At 58.9% G+C, this 17,401-nt stretch carries 19 protein-coding genes and 2 pseudogenes; 7 read left to right on the top strand and 14 right to left on the bottom strand.

Annotation, left to right across the window (positions count from 1 at the left end; translation table 11 throughout):
• Positions 1-135 precede the first annotated feature (135 nt).
• A complete protein-coding gene (locus tag NKI67_RS31515) occupies positions 136-447 on the top strand; it encodes a PilZ domain-containing protein (protein WP_352648711.1) in 312 nt (103 codons plus the stop codon).
• Positions 448-738: 291 nt separating this feature from the next.
• On the opposite strand, the gene NKI67_RS31520 is transcribed toward NKI67_RS31515, so the two are convergent.
• From NKI67_RS31520 to NKI67_RS31545, 6 genes are all read right to left on the bottom strand, one after another.
• The gene (locus NKI67_RS31520; RefSeq protein ID WP_352648713.1) at positions 739-2,391 is read right to left on the bottom strand and encodes an ABC transporter ATP-binding protein; all 1,653 of its coding nucleotides are present in this window, start codon (positions 2,389-2,391) and stop codon (positions 739-741) included.
• Complete coding sequence (locus tag NKI67_RS31525; RefSeq protein WP_352648715.1) at positions 2,360-3,244, bottom strand: ABC transporter permease; 885 nt, start codon at positions 3,242-3,244, stop codon at positions 2,360-2,362. Before NKI67_RS31525 ends, NKI67_RS31520 begins: the two co-directional genes overlap by 32 nt.
• On the bottom strand, positions 3,241-4,287 hold the full coding sequence (locus NKI67_RS31530; protein WP_352648717.1) for an ABC transporter permease: 1,047 nt from the start codon (positions 4,285-4,287) through the stop codon (positions 3,241-3,243). Before NKI67_RS31530 ends, NKI67_RS31525 begins: the two co-directional genes overlap by 4 nt.
• Positions 4,288-4,387: 100 nt before the next feature.
• Entirely contained in the window at positions 4,388-5,995 is a 1,608-nt protein-coding gene (locus NKI67_RS31535; protein ID WP_352648719.1) for an ABC transporter substrate-binding protein, read from the bottom strand.
• A gap of 109 nt (positions 5,996-6,104) precedes the next feature.
• Positions 6,105-6,458 (bottom strand): Rieske (2Fe-2S) protein, encoded by a 354-nt coding sequence (locus NKI67_RS31540; RefSeq protein ID WP_352648721.1) that lies wholly within the window; start codon positions 6,456-6,458, stop codon positions 6,105-6,107.
• An 11-nt stretch (positions 6,459-6,469) separates the two neighbouring features.
• Complete coding sequence (locus NKI67_RS31545) at positions 6,470-7,552, bottom strand: amidohydrolase family protein (RefSeq protein ID WP_352648723.1); 1,083 nt, start codon at positions 7,550-7,552, stop codon at positions 6,470-6,472.
• A gap of 133 nt (positions 7,553-7,685) precedes the next feature.
• On the opposite strand from NKI67_RS31545, the gene NKI67_RS31550 reads away from it, so the two are divergent.
• The 3 genes and pseudogenes from NKI67_RS31550 to istB all read left to right on the top strand — a co-directional run.
• Positions 7,686-8,543 (top strand): LysR family transcriptional regulator, encoded by an 858-nt coding sequence (locus NKI67_RS31550; RefSeq protein ID WP_352648725.1) that lies wholly within the window; start codon positions 7,686-7,688, stop codon positions 8,541-8,543.
• Positions 8,544-8,733: 190 nt separating this feature from the next.
• The gene (locus NKI67_RS31555; RefSeq protein ID WP_352648727.1) at positions 8,734-9,711 is read left to right on the top strand and encodes an FAD-binding oxidoreductase; all 978 of its coding nucleotides are present in this window, start codon (positions 8,734-8,736) and stop codon (positions 9,709-9,711) included.
• Positions 9,712-9,842: 131 nt separating this feature from the next.
• Positions 9,843-10,460, top strand: a pseudogene (gene istB, locus NKI67_RS31560) (IS21-like element helper ATPase IstB); the annotation flags it as partial.
• An 80-nt stretch (positions 10,461-10,540) separates the two neighbouring features.
• Here istB and NKI67_RS31565 read toward each other — a convergent pair.
• Together NKI67_RS31565 and NKI67_RS31570 are read right to left on the bottom strand one after the other, a co-directional pair.
• Positions 10,541-10,720, bottom strand: a complete 180-nt coding sequence (locus NKI67_RS31565) for a hypothetical protein (RefSeq protein ID WP_352648729.1) — start codon at positions 10,718-10,720, stop codon at positions 10,541-10,543.
• A gap of 385 nt (positions 10,721-11,105) precedes the next feature.
• Entirely contained in the window at positions 11,106-11,288 is a 183-nt protein-coding gene (locus NKI67_RS31570; protein WP_352648731.1) for a DUF6894 family protein, read from the bottom strand.
• A gap of 200 nt (positions 11,289-11,488) precedes the next feature.
• Between NKI67_RS31570 and NKI67_RS31575 the strand changes: the two genes are divergently transcribed.
• Complete coding sequence (locus NKI67_RS31575) at positions 11,489-11,749, top strand: hypothetical protein (RefSeq protein ID WP_352648733.1); 261 nt, start codon at positions 11,489-11,491, stop codon at positions 11,747-11,749.
• Positions 11,750-12,491: 742 nt separating this feature from the next.
• Entirely contained in the window at positions 12,492-13,064 is a 573-nt protein-coding gene (locus NKI67_RS31580) for a hypothetical protein (protein ID WP_352648735.1), read from the top strand.
• Between the two features lie 353 nt (positions 13,065-13,417).
• Here the strand turns inward: NKI67_RS31580 and NKI67_RS31585 are convergent, their stop codons facing one another.
• The 6 genes from NKI67_RS31585 to NKI67_RS31605 form a co-directional block, all read right to left on the bottom strand.
• The gene (locus NKI67_RS31585; RefSeq protein WP_352648737.1) at positions 13,418-13,819 is read right to left on the bottom strand and encodes a tyrosine-type recombinase/integrase; all 402 of its coding nucleotides are present in this window, start codon (positions 13,817-13,819) and stop codon (positions 13,418-13,420) included.
• Positions 13,820-13,822: 3 nt separating this feature from the next.
• Positions 13,823-14,164 carry a phage integrase central domain-containing protein gene (locus tag NKI67_RS33950; RefSeq protein WP_502909374.1) on the bottom strand — a complete coding sequence of 114 codons (342 nt, stop codon included), beginning with the start codon at positions 14,162-14,164 and terminating at the stop codon, positions 13,823-13,825.
• Complete coding sequence (locus NKI67_RS31590; RefSeq protein ID WP_352648739.1) at positions 14,062-14,364, bottom strand: Arm DNA-binding domain-containing protein; 303 nt, start codon at positions 14,362-14,364, stop codon at positions 14,062-14,064. Before NKI67_RS31590 ends, NKI67_RS33950 begins: the two co-directional genes overlap by 103 nt.
• Before the next feature lie 153 nt (positions 14,365-14,517).
• Positions 14,518-15,432 carry a hypothetical protein gene (locus NKI67_RS31595; RefSeq protein WP_352648741.1) on the bottom strand — a complete coding sequence of 305 codons (915 nt, stop codon included), beginning with the start codon at positions 15,430-15,432 and terminating at the stop codon, positions 14,518-14,520.
• A complete protein-coding gene (locus tag NKI67_RS31600; RefSeq protein ID WP_352648743.1) occupies positions 15,429-15,824 on the bottom strand; it encodes a phage holin family protein in 396 nt (131 codons plus the stop codon). The genes NKI67_RS31595 and NKI67_RS31600 overlap by 4 nt, the downstream gene beginning before the upstream one ends.
• On the bottom strand, positions 15,821-16,606 hold the full coding sequence (locus NKI67_RS31605; RefSeq protein WP_352648745.1) for a hypothetical protein: 786 nt from the start codon (positions 16,604-16,606) through the stop codon (positions 15,821-15,823). The genes NKI67_RS31600 and NKI67_RS31605 overlap by 4 nt, the downstream gene beginning before the upstream one ends.
• Before the next feature lie 465 nt (positions 16,607-17,071).
• On the opposite strand from NKI67_RS31605, the pseudogene NKI67_RS31610 reads away from it, so the two are divergent.
• Positions 17,072-17,212, top strand: a pseudogene (locus NKI67_RS31610) (hypothetical protein); the annotation flags it as partial.
• Positions 17,213-17,401: the final 189 nt, after the last annotated feature.

Raw genomic sequence — 17,401 nt, forward strand, 5'->3', positions numbered from 1 at the left:
TGCGCGCCCCGATAGATTCACTGAGCATGCGCTGTGATGTCATGTAACACGCAACATGAGGCACCCATTGCCGTGCGCCTGTCTTAGGTATTTTATACCCAAGGGAATGAATTCAGCTGATTTGACACTGTATCGATGGCAAACACTGCGAACCCACCTTATGAAAATTCCGGCGAGCATCGGCGCGAGCGCCGCCACCGTGTGCTAAAGGGCGGCACGATCATCACCGGGATCCAGAATTCCGAAATCAGCTGCACCTTGCGCAATCAACACGAGGGGGGTGCCGAGCTGAAGGTCACCCCCGAAGCCCGGGTTCCCGACCGCTTCTTGCTCTACGTCTCGGTTGATGGACTTGCCTATCGATCGGAGGTTTGCTGGCGCCGCAACGACCGTATCGGCATTAAATTCACCGGCACCGAGCCCAAACCGAAACTTCACTACGGCTGACCGACGGCAAGATGAAGGGTCACCGCGCCGCCGCCCGCGGACGTTCGAGTCACTTCTCTTTGTTGACCGAAGCTGCGATCCATCCGGAGCTGAACACGGAAGGTAGCAGACCTTCTTGTCGTCAGCATATTTAAAGCGCCACGCGCGGAGAATTGGCGGGCTCCAGGGCTCGGATTAGCGTCGCTTCATGCGAAGCGTGCAACGAGTAAGGACTATTGCTTAGCGGGAGACAAAGATCAGGCGACAAGTGTACCCAGTTCTCGTCTTATCGAAAACACCTGCTGCGCTCCATCAGATCTTCCGGCTGGCCAGCAGCCTTGTCAGCCAATCCGGATCCATTTCCGGCACGGAGGATAAAAGCCGTTCAGTATAGGGGGCATGCGGCGGCGTGAGAATTTCGCTCTTTAACCCCTGCTCAACGACTTTCCCGTGGTGCATGACCACAATCTCGTCGGCGATCGCCCGCACGGTGGCAATGTCATGGGTGATGAAAATGTAGCTCATGCCGAGCTCGCGCTGGAGCCGCATTAAGAGCTTCAGGATTTCCTCCTGCACAATCTGGTCGAGCGCAGACGTGATTTCGTCGCAGATGATCAGTTCCGGATCGGCGGCCAACGCTCGGGCGATGCAAACGCGCTGCTTTTGGCCCCCCGACAGTTCGGCCGGCAGACGGTCCAGGTAAGTTTCGCTCATCTCGACCATGTGCATGAGTTCGCCGATCCGCCGATCCCGCTGCGCACCCTTGAGGCCAAGGTAGAAGTCAAGCGGCCGAGCTATGACCTCTTCGACTGTCTGGCGCGGGTTTAGGGCGTTGTCGGGCATTTGATAAATCATCTGTATGCGGCGCAGAATCTCTTTTGGGCGCGTGTTAAGGGTCTTGGAAAGGGCCTGGCCGGCAAAGGAAATCGACCCCGAAAGCGGCGGCAACAGGCCGGTAACGACGCGAGCGAGCGTCGATTTCCCGGAACCGGACTCGCCGACCACAGCCACTGTTCGTCCACGTGGAACTTTGATGGAGACATCCTGGAGCACCTTGACCGTCCGCGCGTAGGCCGCGGTGACGTTGTCTATCGTAAGCAGATATTCATCGGCCGGAACTTCGGGCTTGGCGAGCTTGCGCACGGCCCAGAGCGTTTTGGTATATTCCTGGCTGGGCGAGGCGAGCATCTGGCGTGTTCCAGCCTCCTCCACGGTAAGTCCATGACGCAAAACCATGATGCGGTCCGCCATTTGCGCCACCACCGCCAGATCATGCGTCACATAGATTGCAGCCGTGTTGAATTCCTCCACGATGTTGCGAATGGAGGCGAGAACTTCGACCTGCGTCGTCACATCGAGCGCTGTCGTTGGCTCGTCGAAGACGATGAGGTCCGGACGACAAGCCATCGCCATCGCGGTCATTGCCCGTTGCAATTGTCCGCCGGAAACCTGATGAGGATAGCGGAAGCCGATGCTCTCCGGATCTGGAAGCTGAAGACGCCGATAAAGATCGACCGCACTCCGGTTCGCTTTCTCTCGGCTGGCAATCCCATGCGCCACTACAGTTTCAACAGTCTGGTCGAGGAGTCGGTGGGCCGGATTGAAAGAGGCTGCTGCGCTTTGCGCGACATAGGCGACACGGGAGCCTCTGAGGCGGCGCCGCCCTGTCTCGCTGAGTGCCAGAAGATCGATCCCGTCGAACAGGAGCGAGCCCTGTGTGATACGGCAGCCCGGCTTGGCGTAACCCATCGCCGCAAGGCCAATGGTGGATTTGCCCGCGCCAGACTCGCCGATCAGGCCAAGAACCTCCCCCCGCTTCAGCGCCAGATCGACCCCGCGGACAATGGGATGCCACCGCTCGTCCGAGAAACCCTCGACATGCAGATTGCGGATCTGCAGCAGATCCTTGCCTTTTTCGCGCGACCCCGGACCGCTACTTTTCATCGCGCAACCCGCTGGTTGCATGCAGGAACCAGTCCACGACGAAATTCACGGAGACTGTAAGGAGGGCAATCGCGCCGGCCGGCAGCAGCGGCGTGACATCGCCGTAGGTGATCAGGGTCGCATTCTCGCGCACCATCGACCCCCAATCGGCGGTCGGCGGCTGAATACCGACGCCCAGGAAGGACAGTGCCGCGATCGTGAGGAATACGAAGCAAAATCGCAAGCCGAACTCCGCGACCAGCGGCGGCATGACATTGGGAAGGATTTCCTTGGCGATGATCCATTTCGGGCCTTCGCCGCGCAATCGCGCCACCTCGACATATTCCATCACTGCCACGTTAAGTCCGACGGCGCGTGCGAGCCGAAAGACGCGGGTGGAATCGAGCAGCGCAATGATGATTATCAGGCTGGTGATCGACGACCCGAAGATCGAGAGCAGCACCAGGGCGAAGATCAGGCTTGGGATCGACATCAACACGTCCACCGCACGCGACAGTATCTGGTCGAGCCATCCCCTGTACAATGCGGCAAGAAGGCCGAGCGAGACGCCGACGGCGAAGGACAGCAATGTGGTGGCGATCGCGATGCCGATGGTGTTGCGCGCTCCGTAGATCAAGCGTGTGAGCATATCGCGGCCGAGTTGGTCGGTTCCCAGTTTGAACTGCTGGCTCCACGGAGCGAAGGCTTCGCTGAAGACCTGCGTTTCGCCGTATGGGGCTATCCAGTGCGCGAACACCGCTACAAAGACATAGCCGAGGATCACGAGGATGCCGAACCATGCGCTGAATGGTGCCTTCTTCAGCGCCGTCTTGGCCCGGGTGGCGCGCGAGCGCCTCAGCCTGTGAACCTGAGCGATGGGTTCGTAGCTGGTCATCGTGGATGCAAGAGCCTTGGATTGGTGGCGATCGAAATGATGTCGGCGGTCAGATTGAGCAGGATGTAGGTCGCCGCGAAAATCAGGGCGCAGGCCTGGACAACCGGAACATCCCTGGATTTGACCGCATCAACCATCAGCTGACCAATGCCGGGATAGACGAACACCACTTCGACCACGACCACTCCGACAACCAGATAAGCGAGATTGAACGCCACCACCGTGACGATCGGAGCCCAGGCGTTGGGCAACGCATGCCTGAGTACAATGGCCATGGGCGACATTCCCTTCAGACGCGCCATGTCGATATAGGGGCTTGCCAGCATGTTGATGATCGCCGCTCGTGTCATTCGCATCATGTGGGCGACGATGACGAGCGTAAGTGTGATTGCCGGCAAGGCTACTCTCCAGACATGCTCCCAGAATGGCGTCTGGTCGTTCACATTCGACAATGTCGGGAACTTGGGAAATACGTTGAGCATCCAGTTCAGTGACACTGCGAGCCAGTGCGGCAGCGATTGTGCGAACTCGGATCCGATGAACGTGTCGCGCGAGATGACCAGGTAGGCAAGCATATAGGCGACGAAAAACTCCGGGAATGAAATGGTTGTCAGCGTCACTGCGTTCACCAGCCGGTCGAACCAGCCATTGCGGTAGAGCGCAGCGAGGATGCCCAGTCCCAGGGCCAGCGGAACTGCTATCAGCGCGGTCATCGATGCAAGGAACATCGTATTGTAGAGGCGTGGCGCGATAATCTCAGCCACGGTTCGCCGGTACCCGGTGCGGCTCGCGAACGAAGAGCCGAAATCACCGTGGAGCATCTGCCCGACCCAGACGAAGTAGCGCTCGACAGGCGGACGGTCGACACCAATTTCTCGCTGGAAGGCGGCGACCGTTTCGGGTGTGGCGGATTGCCCGAGCATCGCCTTGGCGAAGTCGCCCGGAAGCATTGCAATCGCAGAAAAGATAATGATGGACACGATGAACAGCGTGACCAGGCCGAGGCCAAGGCGCTGCAGAACCGTTCTTGCGACGGGGTTCATGGGTACGCGTTTCTCGTTGCTGCCGCCGCCCTGCCACACCAGTCAGGGCACGCGGTTGCAAGCCGGAGCCTAGTAGCGATCGCGGGCCCGGCCCGCACTCTCACGCAGTGGCGATCCACCAGCGTTCGGCCATCTTCAGTCCATCGTTCTCCCAGTTCGGCGCCACCTCGCCATGTGCGAGCTTGCTGGATTTGGCGCTGACGAAATTGTTGAAGACCAGCACGATGCTGCCGCCATCATCATGGGTCAGTTGCTGCATCTCGGCATACATTGCCGACCGCTTGGCCTCGTCCGTCTCGGCGCGCGCCTGGACAAGCAACTCGTTGAAGCGAGGATTTTTCCAGAAAGACTCGTTCCAGCTGGAGTCTGCGGCGAAGGCTTGTGTGAACATCCAGTCGGCCGTCGCGCGACCGCTCCAATAGGAAGCGCACCAAGGTTTCTTGAGCCAGACATTATCCCAATAGGCGTCCTCGGCCTCACGCACGACGTTTACGTCGATGCCGCACTGGGCTGCCGTTTCGCGGATGAGCGCAGCCGCGTCCACAGCGCCTGCAAAAGCGGCATCGGCGACCGAGAGATCCACCTTCAGTTTTTCCATTCCGGCCTTTTTCAGATAATGCTTGGCTTTTTCCGGATCGAAACTGTGCTGCGGCTGGGGATTCGTGGCGAATTTAATCGCCGGCGCGATCGGGTTGTCATTGGCCACAGTGGCGTGGCCGAGAAAAATCTTGTCGACGATCTCCTGACGGTTGATCGCCCATTTCAAGGCCATTCGGACGTCCGGATTATCGAACGGCGCCATCGTGACGTTCATCGGCAGGGTATAGTGGCCATAGCCGGTGACCTCGACGATCTCCACCTTGGGGTTGCGTTTCAACATGCCGAGGGTCTTGAGGTCGGCGCGGCCAATATAGTCCACCTCCCCTGTCGACAGCGCGGCCATGCGAGCGGCGAGATCGGTGATGGCGATGAACTCCACCTCGTCGAGATAGGGTTTGCCGTTCTTGAAGTAGTTCGGATTGCGCTTGAGTTTGGCCGAAACGCCGGGCTGGAAATTCTCAAGCACGAAAGCGCCGGTGCGAACGCCCGATCCCCAATCCGCCTTGCCGTCCTTGGCCGGCATGATGACCAGATGGTAGTCACTCATGATGTAGGGGAAGTCGGCGTTGCCGCTTTTCAGCGTGAAGACAACCGTTTCCGGGCCATCCGCCTTGATGCTGGCGACGGGTTCAAGCAGCGGCTTCGCCGCCGACTTGGTTTCGTCGCCCATATGATAGCGAAGCGAAGTCACGACATCGTCCGCCGTCACATTCTTGCCATTGTGGAAAGTTGCGCCCTTGCGCAGCTTGAAGACCCAGGTTTTGGCGCCATCGGACGATTCAAAGCTCTCGGCAAGGTCCGGTTGGACGTTGCCTTTGGCGTCGACCTCGGTGAGGCTGTTGGACATCGAGCCCGAGAACGCTGTCTGTGTGAAGGTGTCCGGGTAGCCGGCCGGATCGATCGAATCCGTCGTCGCGCCATGTGCCATGCCGAGCTTGGCGAAGCCGCCCTGCAGCGGTTCGGCCCGGGCCGTGCTGACGAAGAGCTTATCCGCAGCGGTGACCGTCAGCCCAGCGGCCAGCCCAAGATGAATGAAGTCGCGACGGGAAATCCTGCCGCGACCAATCAGGCTTTGAGCGATACCAAGCTTGTATTCAGATTCTGACATTTGACTCTCCCATTGCGGATTTTCCGCGTTATTGTTCGTCACGCACCCTGTGAAGAAATCTGCCCGTTAGCCGCGGTGACCCTTTCTACTGCTCAAATCCGTACCTCAATCAGGCCGTCACATAGATGCTGCCCGCCTCGACGGTGACTGGAAATGTGCGCGCGCGAACGGACGTATCGACCAAAGCCGCACCTGATTTGATGTCGAATTCCCAGCCATGCCAGGCGCAGCGCACGATCTCGTTTTGGCGGTGATAGATGAATTGCGCCCCTTCGACCGGTGCAGTTGTTCCGCATTGCGGCCCCTCGCAAAGCGGAGCGCCGCGGTGCGGACAAACATTCAGCAGCGCGTGGAATGAATCTCCGATGCGGAAAACCCCGACCGAAAGGCTGCGGATCTTGGCGATGAAAGGAGACCCGGTTTCGATCTCGTCGACGCGGCAGATGTATGTCTTCTCGGGCATCGTCTGCTTCCTCAGGCGGCATTCGCCGCTTGCGCGCGGGGGATGCGCTTGTAGACCTCCAGCGCATTCAGGCCCATAATCTTGCTCTTCCAGGCGGGAGGGATTTGCAGCGTGTTGGCGTCGTCGTAATCCCAATGCGGATAGTCGGAGGCAAACATCAGCGTGTTTTCGCCGTCCATCGCCTCGAGAGTGGACCAGAGATGCTGAATATTCGCGGGCTGCTCCAGCGGCTGCGTGGAAAAGCGGATGTTGCGCCGGCAATATTCCGACGGCAGCATCTTCAGCCATGGCGTCTCTTTGCGTAGAGCTTTGTAATCGGCGTCCAGACGCCATAATACCGACGGCACCCAGGCGACGCCGCACTCGATGACAACGAAGTAGAGGTCCGGCCATTTTTCGAAGACGCCATGCGCAATCATGCTTGCGACATGTGAAATCGCCGACATGTGCAGGATAGCGTGCGTCTCCCAGAAGAACGTCGTTGGGGCAGGAGCAATCGCGGTCGAATTCACGCCGCCATGGCCGCCCAGATGAATGGCAAAGGGCAGCCCCACTTCGGCGCATGCTTCATAGATTGGATGGTAAAACGGATCGCCATACGGCTTGATGGAGCCTTGCGAAGCGAGAACCTGGACCATGCGCGGATGATTGCCCAGGCGGCGTATCTCGGTGGCCGCGAGCTTCGGATCCTGTGGCGCAATGATGATCGAGCCCATGAAGCGATCGTCCTTCGGCAGCCAGTGGTCGATCTGGTAGTCATTGTAGGCGCTGACCAGAGCGCTGGCATAGTAGGGGTTGGCGAGGGTGGACGCCTCGATCGGCTCGTCGCCGGTCAGGATCGCCACGTCGACCTTGTACTTGTCGAGGTGCTTCTCCTTCATGATAAGATAGTTGTCGGCTTCCGTTTTCGGACGGACGTCCTTGCGGGAGAAGTCCTGCGGATGAAACCAGGGACGATGGCCATGCGGGAAGGCGCCAACGGGACCTGTCTTCTCGCCTTCGACGAACATGTCCCTCCACAGGCCGGAAAGGTAGGGCTCCAGTACAGTGGCGCTTGACCAGTAATTGTGACAATCGCAGTCGACTATGAACACGTTGCTCAGCTCCGTAGCTTCAGCCTGGTCGATGCTGCCGGCCGATTTCTCCCATGCAGCTTCCGCCTTGAGTATTGTTTGATCAAGCTTATGATCCAGCGCAATATGATCGACTTTTTCGATTGGAGGTCACGTGCAGCTAGATCACATCGAAACCTTTCTCGACATCATCGAATCGCGAAATTTCAATCGTACCGCCGATCGGCTGGGATTGACCCAGTCGACGATCAGCACCCGGATCAAGAACCTGGAGAGCGCGATCGGGTCTGAGCTCTTCCAGCGCGGGCGCGCCGGTGCTGAGCCGACAGCCGCAGGACGGCGTTTCGAAGCCTACGCCAGATCCCTGCTGTCGACCTGGTCGCAAGCTCGACACGACGTGCGAGCGTTCAACCGGTTCGAGGGCACCTTGCGCATCGCCGCACAGGTAGGCATGACCCGGTCGGTCCTGCCGGGATGGGTCGAGACATTGTGCCAGGCCCTTCCAAAATCCTCGATCCATGTCGAGTCGGATTATTCGAACCAGATGGTCAGCGACCTAAGCATGGGAAATCTGGATATCGCCGTGCTTTATGCGCCTCGCTACCTGCCTGAGATCGCCTACGAACACCTGATGGTCGAGGAATATGTGATGGTTTCGACGGCTGCCAGAACGCTGTCCGACGTCGACCCTGAAACCTACATTCGCCCGGGCTACACCGCCGTGCTGGAAAAGACGCACGCAGAGCTGATGGCCGAGCTGGCGATCTGTCGGCTTTCGACGGGATCGGAAACTCTGGCGGAGATCATGCTCCGACGAACGGGCGGCACCTGCTATATGCGTAGCGACGATGCGCGCAGGTTCACTGCCGAGCTCCCATCGTTCCTCGTCGAGGGAGCGCCGACGCTGCACCAGCCAGTCCACACCGCGATACTTGCGCGCCGCAAACACGAACCCATCATTCGCAAAGGCATCCGAGCTCTCCAGGTTGCTGTAATGTCACTGGAAGTCTAATCGAAATTACCGATCATAAAGGCAGGATTGCGCGGCTGTTCAGCGGGGTTTGAAGTGGCATCTTGGCTCGACTTCAAACCCGAGTTGAATGATGAATGCATACGCGGCCTTTGCAGCCTCCGGCTTCGCCCCAACAAAGCGTCACCGGCAATGGGCACAGACCACACCGCAGCTTGTGCTCTGCCGGCGCGTGATCGACGAAACGCACGATGTGAAAACATTCGTTCTCACACCCGCTTCTGATCGGATGTTCTGCTTCAGCGCTGGCCAGCATGTTCTGGTGCACCTGAGGATCGACGGTGCCGCAGTGACGCGCTCCTACTCTGTTTCGTCACCACCGACGCGACCGCTCGACCTTCAGATTACCGTGAAACGGACGCCGGGCGGGCTCGTTTCGAATTGGCTCCATGACAATTTGAGGCCGGGCGATGGGATCGAGATCGAAGGGCCGCTCGGCTCGTTCAATCTCGACGATCTGCCGCATGCAAAGTCCCTCTTCCTTTCAGGTGGCAGCGGGATAACTCCCGTCATGTCCATGCTGCGGGCACTTACCGACCGCGCAGCCGACCAGGATATCCGCTTCATTCACAGTGCGAGAACGCCGGACGACATCATCTTTCGGCTAGAACTGGACGCACTTGCCGCTCGCTTTCCCAATGTTCAAGTGACGTGCATTTGCAGTCAGGAAGACCCGGCATGGACGGGTCCAACTGGACGCATTGGCAGTCAAATGCTCCTGAACCTGGTTCCCGATCTCCATAGCCGCAGCGTTTTTGCCTGTGGGCCGGAATCCTACATGAAGGCGGCACGCAGCTGGCTGGAGGCAATCGGGCTCGCCGCTTCACAGTATCATGAGGAGAGCTTCGGAGGCGGCAACGTTTCGCGTTCGGTATCGGCTTCAAAGGTTTCGTCTTCGGTCCGCTTCGCCCGCTCCGGCATTGCGCATCACTGCGCTTCCGGAGAAACCTTGCTGGAAGTGGCGCGCCAATGTGGCGTCTACGTCCCGACCGCCTGCCAGCAGGGAGTTTGCGGTACGTGCCGGATCGCCAAGCTGTCCGGCGAAGTCGTCATGGATGACCTGGGCGGGCTGACCTTGGACGACAAATCGGCAGGCTACGTCCTGGCGTGCTGCAGCCGCCCGCAAGGCGACGTTTTGCTAGATCTTTAACCCCGGGTGAGTTTGAGGATTGAAGCCCAACGTGTCCGCTCGAAGCACCACACGAACTTCGGCCTCAGGCACGTTCCCTCATGAATTGAAGAGACGATTACTGCTTTGGGTCAGCTCACGACAACGCTCGCGCCTGGAAACTGGCGCAGTTCCCGTTCGTGCGCGAACTCGACGGCTTCGACTTCGACGCGCAGCCATCGCTGGATCAGGGACAGATCAGGGAACTTGCGACCTGCCGCCGGATCGCCCACGGCGACACAGTCCTGTTCCTTGGCCCTCCGGGCACGGGCAAGACCCATCTTGCAGTGAGCCTTGGCCGCGAGGCAATCCGCCAGAATTACAACGTGCAGTTCGTCACGGCAGCCACGTTGGTGGCGATGTTGGCCAAGGTCCACAGCGATGGCTCGCTCGACAAGCAGTTGACGATCCTGTCACGGCCGAAATTGCTGATCATCGACGAGCTCGGATATCTTCCCTTCGAGGCCAATGCCGCCCACCTCTTCTTCCAACTGGTGTCCCGCCGCTACGAGAAGGGATCGATCCTGATTACCTCCAACCGTTCGGTGGGTGAATGGGGGAGCGTTTTTGGAGATCCCGTGGTGGCCACGGCAATCTTGGATCGCCTGCTTCACCATTCAACGGTGATCACCATCAGGGGGGACAGCTACAGGCTGCGCGAAAAGCGACGGTCCGGCCTTCTGCAGAAGGTCGGCTCGGTCCCCGAAACAAACGAAACAGCAAACCAATGAAGGGGTCAGTTCTTCAGTTCGCCAAAGGGGTCAATTCCTGGATTCGTTTGACACCTAAGATTGGGCCGTCTCGTTGTCCATCACAGACGGAAGTGTCTGCCCTTGAGCATCAGGATATCCGGATCATCTTCCTCGTCTTCATCGGGTTCGTAAGCGGCCGGTGCCTCCAGCAGGTCGATTCGTCTGAGCTCCGACCCGCCCATGGGAGCGTCCAGCGACAGCGTTTTGAACGTGTCGTATTGCCGATTGTAGCCGGCCACAAATCGTCTGCCCGATGGCACCTACCGCGAGGCTAGCATTCAAGTCCGCGATGAAGCAGGCAACCAGCTAGTGCAGATCGTGGTCAAATTCGAACTGACCCGCATAGCGGGCATCAGCAGCGCCTAGGTAGGGCGGGAGGAGCTGCTTTCTGACGAGATGGCCCCGTGGCCTACGGCTAGACTAGCCGGTCCAACAGCTTACGGGCCGCTGCGATTACACGGCGGGTTTCGCCGATGGTCTGCCGAAGGTCTTCGATGTCTGCGCGGGCGCGGCGCTCATTCAATCGAGCAGTTACTATTTCAAACTTGTCCCAGGCGGAAACCATTTGAAGACCCCTAGCGCTCCCGCAGCTCAAACTTGAGCACTGCCTCTGCGAACGTCTGGTCACTCTCGTCGGGTACCTTTCACAAACTCTCGATAGGGGCCATCAGGCAGCTTATCTGTGGTGATCTCGACCAAGGCTCTCACCGCCTCTTGTTTTGCAGCTTCGAGATCGGGCAGATCTGTGCCTTCGACGTCGGGGACGACTTGCCCGGTATCGGTGAAGTCGAAGAAAAAGCGAGGCATCCCTACAAACACAAATAATGCGGGAAAGGTTCATCTTGCTTCACGATTGGCTATGCAGCCGGCGTCTGCCGCTCTAATGCACGCAACCGCTAACGAGCGTGATCTGACGTCCAATGATGTCCGCGCATTTGGTCAAAAACGTACGCGGCCAGACTCATCGCCCTGATCGGCTTAGAGTTACTTCCGAAAGGAGTGCTCTCATGCTGCCATTGCCTCACGCCGTCGATCCAAAGGTAGTTGCTGAGATCAATAGTCTGCTAGCCCATCACGCCGGGGCGGTACCGGTCCCCGTTCACAAACTCGCGGCGGTTGTCCGGCTGCGCCTCAAAAGCAATCTTTCCATCGCGACTATCGAGGAGCTGATCGTGGACGAAGCCGAGTGTCGCCATCTGCCCATGCTGTTCGAACTGCCGGGAACGGAAGCGGCTGTAGTTTCATCCGCTCTGGGTCGTGCGACTTGAAGGTTAGGGGCTCTGGTATTGGGCTCTGCGAGGGGAGCCCGCCGCCTGGGAGCGACGGGCGACGGACCCCGCAGTGGCTGCACCGAGGTAAGGTGAAGGAATGGTGAATCGCCGCATCAGCGTTTTTGGGTTATCGGATGGTCCGCACCGCTGAGAGGATCAATTCCTCCAGATCGTGCACTGAACTACTTGACCGGTTGCCTGGTCACGAACCCTTTTCGAAAACACGCGATGAAGGCCGATTGTGCGTGATTTAGACTCACTCCTCGCAACGTAATCGGGAGCGCCGACATGCATTTGCCAGTGAAAGTTTGCGGGGGCAGGTTTCCATGTAACTTTTGATCCATAGGCCGCCTCGCCCGGACCTGTGCTATCGAACCGGCAGTCGATCGCTACGGGCATCATGCGTTTCTCAGCCATTGCGTCGGTAACCTCGACAAAATTTAGCTTCGTAAGCCATCGATCCGTAGTGCACCCTGCCAGAGGTATGCTCGATATCAAAAGCCCGATGACCAACTGTTTCATATCCGTCCCCACAACTGAAAGTAGTCGGCTAGATAGGACGTCGGCGCGAAACAGGGCAAGGCCCCTTGATGCGGAGAAGATCAAACCATTCGTCCAGTCTATCAGGCAGAAGTGGCCTCTTCCTGGAGCAACTGGTTAGCTCCCGCTTCTCTCCTGGATGACATCGCCAGGACGTTGAGCTAAGTCGAAGTCATGCTCTTTCGACGGAATTGCGATTATGAAATTTCTGAAATCCGTCTTTTTGCAACTCGCCGCGGTCATTGTCGGGTCGGCATATTCGCCTTTGCCATCCTGGGCTGGCTCACGAGACGGTCAGCCGGTTCAAGAGGCAGAGTGCCATCCTATGGCTGCCGCCAACGAGGCGCTCTTAAGTTTTCAGGCTACGTGGGATGGCGTCATCAATGGCAACCCGCGCGTGGTAATGCATTCTGAAATCGTGTACGAAAATCGCGTCAAATATGATCGGACAGCTCCATATGCGCCGTGGCGCGCGGAACCTTACGCTTTAAACATCAATCCCAATACTGACGGTACGCCCTATCATTCGAACTGCCATAGGCTGCGCGAAGAATTCGTTGATGGCGTCAACACCGTGGTAATCGCCTATACGAAAACTTTTTCCATGCCCAATCGCAAACAGCAGTATCGCTGCATTGGTTGGATACAGGTTCCGCAATACCTGAGCCGAAAGATGATCTGCACCAGCATTGGGCTTGCCGATATTGTGGAGATGAAGCAGGAGTGGACCTACCGGACCGACATTAAGACGCCATTGCTGGCGCCGGATTGAGCACACCGTCGTTGGGTCACCGCTCCGCAGCACACGCCAGATGTCAGGAAGGCCGTATGCTGAAAGCGAGCGCGTTTTGCGACCAGCCGGCAACCGTGCGGAACAGCTTCAAGTCGTACGGCTGTGACGAGGCCTGTCGCTCGTCTGTTTTCAGACGACGGGGCAGGGGCGTTGCTGGGTGATTGGCGAACCACTCCATTCATACCACAGCGGCCGCTGTTCGCCGCGCCTCGGCGACCAACGCGGCAATCTCTTTGCGCTGCTCGATCGCCTCGCAAGTGAATCGCCCGTGGCGGCAGAGGCCATGAGCCTTACCTTTGGGCGCGTCAGACCGGCGGTAGGCTCGTTCGGTTTCATCCCCGACCTTGTGAGCCAGGGCGGCCTCCGCAACTTCCCGCGGGAAGCTTGTGGCGTCGCCGCACCAAATCCCGGAAACCAGAGCGGAAACCGTGAACTGTGATTTCCGTCTGCTTCATGCGCCGAAGCAGCATCATCATGGCCATATTTGACAGAGGGTTCTCACCGTCAGGGGTGAAGATGAATTCCTGTCCGTCCTGCCGTTGCTCGTGCAGGGCTTCCAGAATCGCCAGGGCCTCGATCGATAGCGGAACGGTATGCGGGGCGCCGGCCTTCATGCGCTCTTTCGGCACATTCCAGAGCTTTCCCTTAAAATCGATTTCTTTCCACGTCGCGCCAAACGTTTCGCCGGATCTGGCCACAGTCAGGATTGTGAACTCTAGCGCACGAGCTGCCATCGCCTATGCCCTCCGCAAGCGAGCCGTGAACGCGGGGATTTCAGCATACGGCATTGCCGGCTGATGGCCTCGCTGCAACCGCTGGCGCTTCGGCAAGAGGTTCCGCAAGTTGCCGCGCCATGCCGCCGGGTTCTCTCCCGAGCGCCAGCCCTTCACCTTTGCGAACTCTAGAACGCGCTCGACACGCCCGCGAAGCCTCGATGCCGTCTCGGCTTTGGCCTGCCAGATGGGCGCAAGAACTTCTAGAACGTCTTCGGTTGTGATTGTCGAAACCCGCTTCGGCCGGATGCTCTCGCAGAAACTGGTGAGCGTCTGATTCCACTGATATTCGTGCTTGTCCGCCATTCGGACTTGATGGTGGCGATGTACTTGTCAGCGCAGTCCCCGAAAGTCGGCTCTGCTTCCTTCGCTTTCTCTGCAATTGGATCGCGGCCTTCCTCAACCGCAGACCTGCACTCGGTGGCCTTCGCTCGTGCCTTTGCAAGTGTGACGACGGGATAGGCGCCCAAGCCCATTTCACGCCGCTTGCCGTCACGAGCCCACATGAGTACGGGACGGGGCCGGACAGTGCGAGACAAATAAATCCAGAAGCCCAATATTTTCAAAGAAGCAGGGGACGGTACGGAATAGCCTGAAACGCTAGTTCGGTGGACCTCAAGAACAGCTTCGCCAGCGCACCACGAAAACCGGCGGCAGCGCTATGACGAAGTCTTGGGAGGCTCGTCCGTCTCCGGCAAACGATCGCGAATAGCTTCCTCGGTTTTGCTTGCCGTCTTCTTTGCCACTTCGCCGATGCGGTCGACTAGCGTCTCGTCGCCGCTGGCGCCCTGGCGGTCAGCCTCTTCCTTTACGGTCTTATAGGCTTCGGCGGCGACCTGCTTGGCTTGCTCCATGCCATTCTCGAGGACGACCTCGGCACTCTCACGGAGCTGGTCGCTGTAGCGGCCAAGTTGCTCGTCTTCCGTGGCGGTGTGGGGCAGCATCACACCGATGGCGGTGCCCACGGCGAGGCCGACCGCAGCCATTGCCAGAGGTTCGCGCTGGAACAAGTCCAGCGCAGACTCGCGCGCCTGTGCAGCCGCATCACTAACGCCCGAGGCGACTTGTCCGCCCGTGCTTCTCAACTTTTCTCTGGCCCCGCTCGCAAGGTCTGCAACAGCTTCGATAGCACCGCCTGCTACCGAAGCCACCGAATCAGCGGCATCTGAGAGCATGGAGCCGCCTCCGGCAGCTTCGCTTTCGGCACCATAGTACTCGCTGCTCGACTCCTGCCAGCCCTCGCCGAAGCTCTGCCGGTCGGAGAAATTGCGGGAGCCCCCAGATGGCCTGCCGCTCCGATACGCGCCTGGCGCTGAACTGTCTAGCGAAGTGCCTTTGCCGAGCATCAGCCACGCCAGGCCGGCGCCCACCAATGTAAGGGGCAGGGGATTGTCCCTGACCTGAGCCTTGAGGTTGCTGAGCATAGCGGATCCCTCACCGCTGAACATTCCGGTGAATTCGTCGATCAGTTGACCCGGTGTCATCTTGCTGCGGATCGAGTCTGCGGTATCTGCGACTCTGGCGCGGGCGATATCAGCATCGCGTTCCAACTCGGCTGCGGACTTTTCGGTCATCTTATCTGTTCCTTGATCACGCGTGCATCACGCTTAAGCTGGTCTTGTGTGCGGTCGGGCGTGAGTTCGGAAGGAGCCATGCTTGTTTTGCCGGAGCGCAAGAGTATGACGCCCAGCATCGCCACCACGACGCCGACCAGCAGCGAAGACCATCCGGCTCCCAATCCGGCGCTCGCCAAGGCAATCACCAGCGCCTGCAAAAGCACCATCAGGGCGGCGAGCAGGCAAATGGCGCCTCCTACCACCTCCACGGCGCCGGCGCCGGCCTTGCTCACCTTTTCCGACATTTCAGCCCGCAACAGCCTGCTTTCGGTTTGAAGCAGAGTTGTAACCTGCTGTGCCAGATCGCCAACAAGGGTTGTCAGGCTGCGAGTGTCCTGATTGTCGGTCATGGGTTTTGCTCCAGACTTGCATCGGCCCAGTCATCGCCGGACTGATCGGATCCTAGCGGGGCCGGCTCCACTGCCTCTGCCGATCGCCGTCCGAACTCATTCGAGCTAGGACCCGTCTCGGGCGCCCGGCCTGTTCCCGACCGGCCCGGCGCTCCGGCTTGGGCAGAGGGTGGCGAGCTCTTGATGAACCGCCCCAGCGCCAGGCCTGCCAATACCGAACCGGCGATCAGCGCCCCCGAGTTTTCGCGGCCAAACGACTGGATTTCGCCAAGCACCTCGTCGAACGGTTTATCCTTCAGGGACGAGGAAAGCCGCTCGAGCCCGCCTGCGGCGTCAAGGGCGAATTTCGAAGCGGTCCGTTGATCATTATTGGCAAGATGCTCGCTTGCCGCGCGCAATGCGCCGCTGAAGGCCTTCAGATTGGCGCTCACGTCGCGCTGCGTTCCCTCCGCCTTGTTGAACAATGCTTGCTTTGCTTCCGATGCGTAATCACCGGCTTTCCTGGTGATCTCGTCACGCGCATCGTGGAGCGCTTCCGTCGCGGTCTGCTTTTCCCGTTGTAGTCTTTCCGAAAGCTCGCTTCTGGCTGTCTCGAAATCGGCCGTCTGACGGCCCTGATCGTCCTGGTCCTGCATGGTGTCTCCTAGTGGAATCCGAGAAAGGAGAGGATCGCAAGCACGATGACGACAAGGCCGATGAGATAAATGACACTGTTCATGGCGCAATCTCCTCCACTGCGCACCGAACTTGCCTGCGCTTTCTGTGTTCCGTTCGAACAGCACTTTTTTGGTAAGCTCCGCCTAACCAGCCTGAAGGGGTGCCTTATGCCCACGGCAGTGAGCGCCGTTAGAATGATATCAGCGACCGGACTCCGGTGCGACTGACAGGGAATGACTTGCTGCCGACCGTCGATCGAGCCCAGGCAAGCAGGGCGCGGCTTCCTTTTCGTTGCCGATGGCAAGCAACAGTCCGTGCGGCGCATCGAGCTCGCTAAGCTCTTGTGCCGACGGCATGGTGCCGATGCTGAATCAGGAACGCCTTTCGCTCCTCTGCCTTTGGGTCGAGGTTGTCGATCGAGCACTATTCTGAAGAGATTTCCGAGCTTCATCACATCGTCGAAGACGGCCCGGACTGGAAGACCTGATTACGTGCACGGTGACGATCAACCGTACGCACGGTGGTGAGGAACAGAACAGCCAAGAAATGGAGGCGGACCATGAACATCGGTGAAATCGCAGAAGCGCTTCGTGCGCTCGTTCTTACAGGTCAAGGTCAATGACGTGACTGACGCGGAAAGCCTGTCTTCACGGCTGATGGGCGACGAGGTCGAGCCAAGGCGCGAATTCCTCCAGGAAAACGCGCTGTCGGTCGCCAATCTGGATATCTGAGCCGCGATCCAGAATACGCAGGAGCAGGCATGAAGTGCATCCTGGCGCACCATGCCGGCTGCTATATCGCAACAAGATGGCCGAGGAGCGCCGGAACGGAAAGTCTTTCAAGGCATTGTAGTTGATCACAATCGCCGCAGGAGGCATCCATGGGACGTGGCATTTTGCTCTGGCTTCTCGGAGTCCCAA

The sequence above is a fragment of the Mesorhizobium sp. M0408 genome, from assembly GCF_040321495.1.
In the GTDB taxonomy this organism is placed as follows: domain Bacteria; phylum Pseudomonadota; class Alphaproteobacteria; order Rhizobiales; family Rhizobiaceae; genus Mesorhizobium.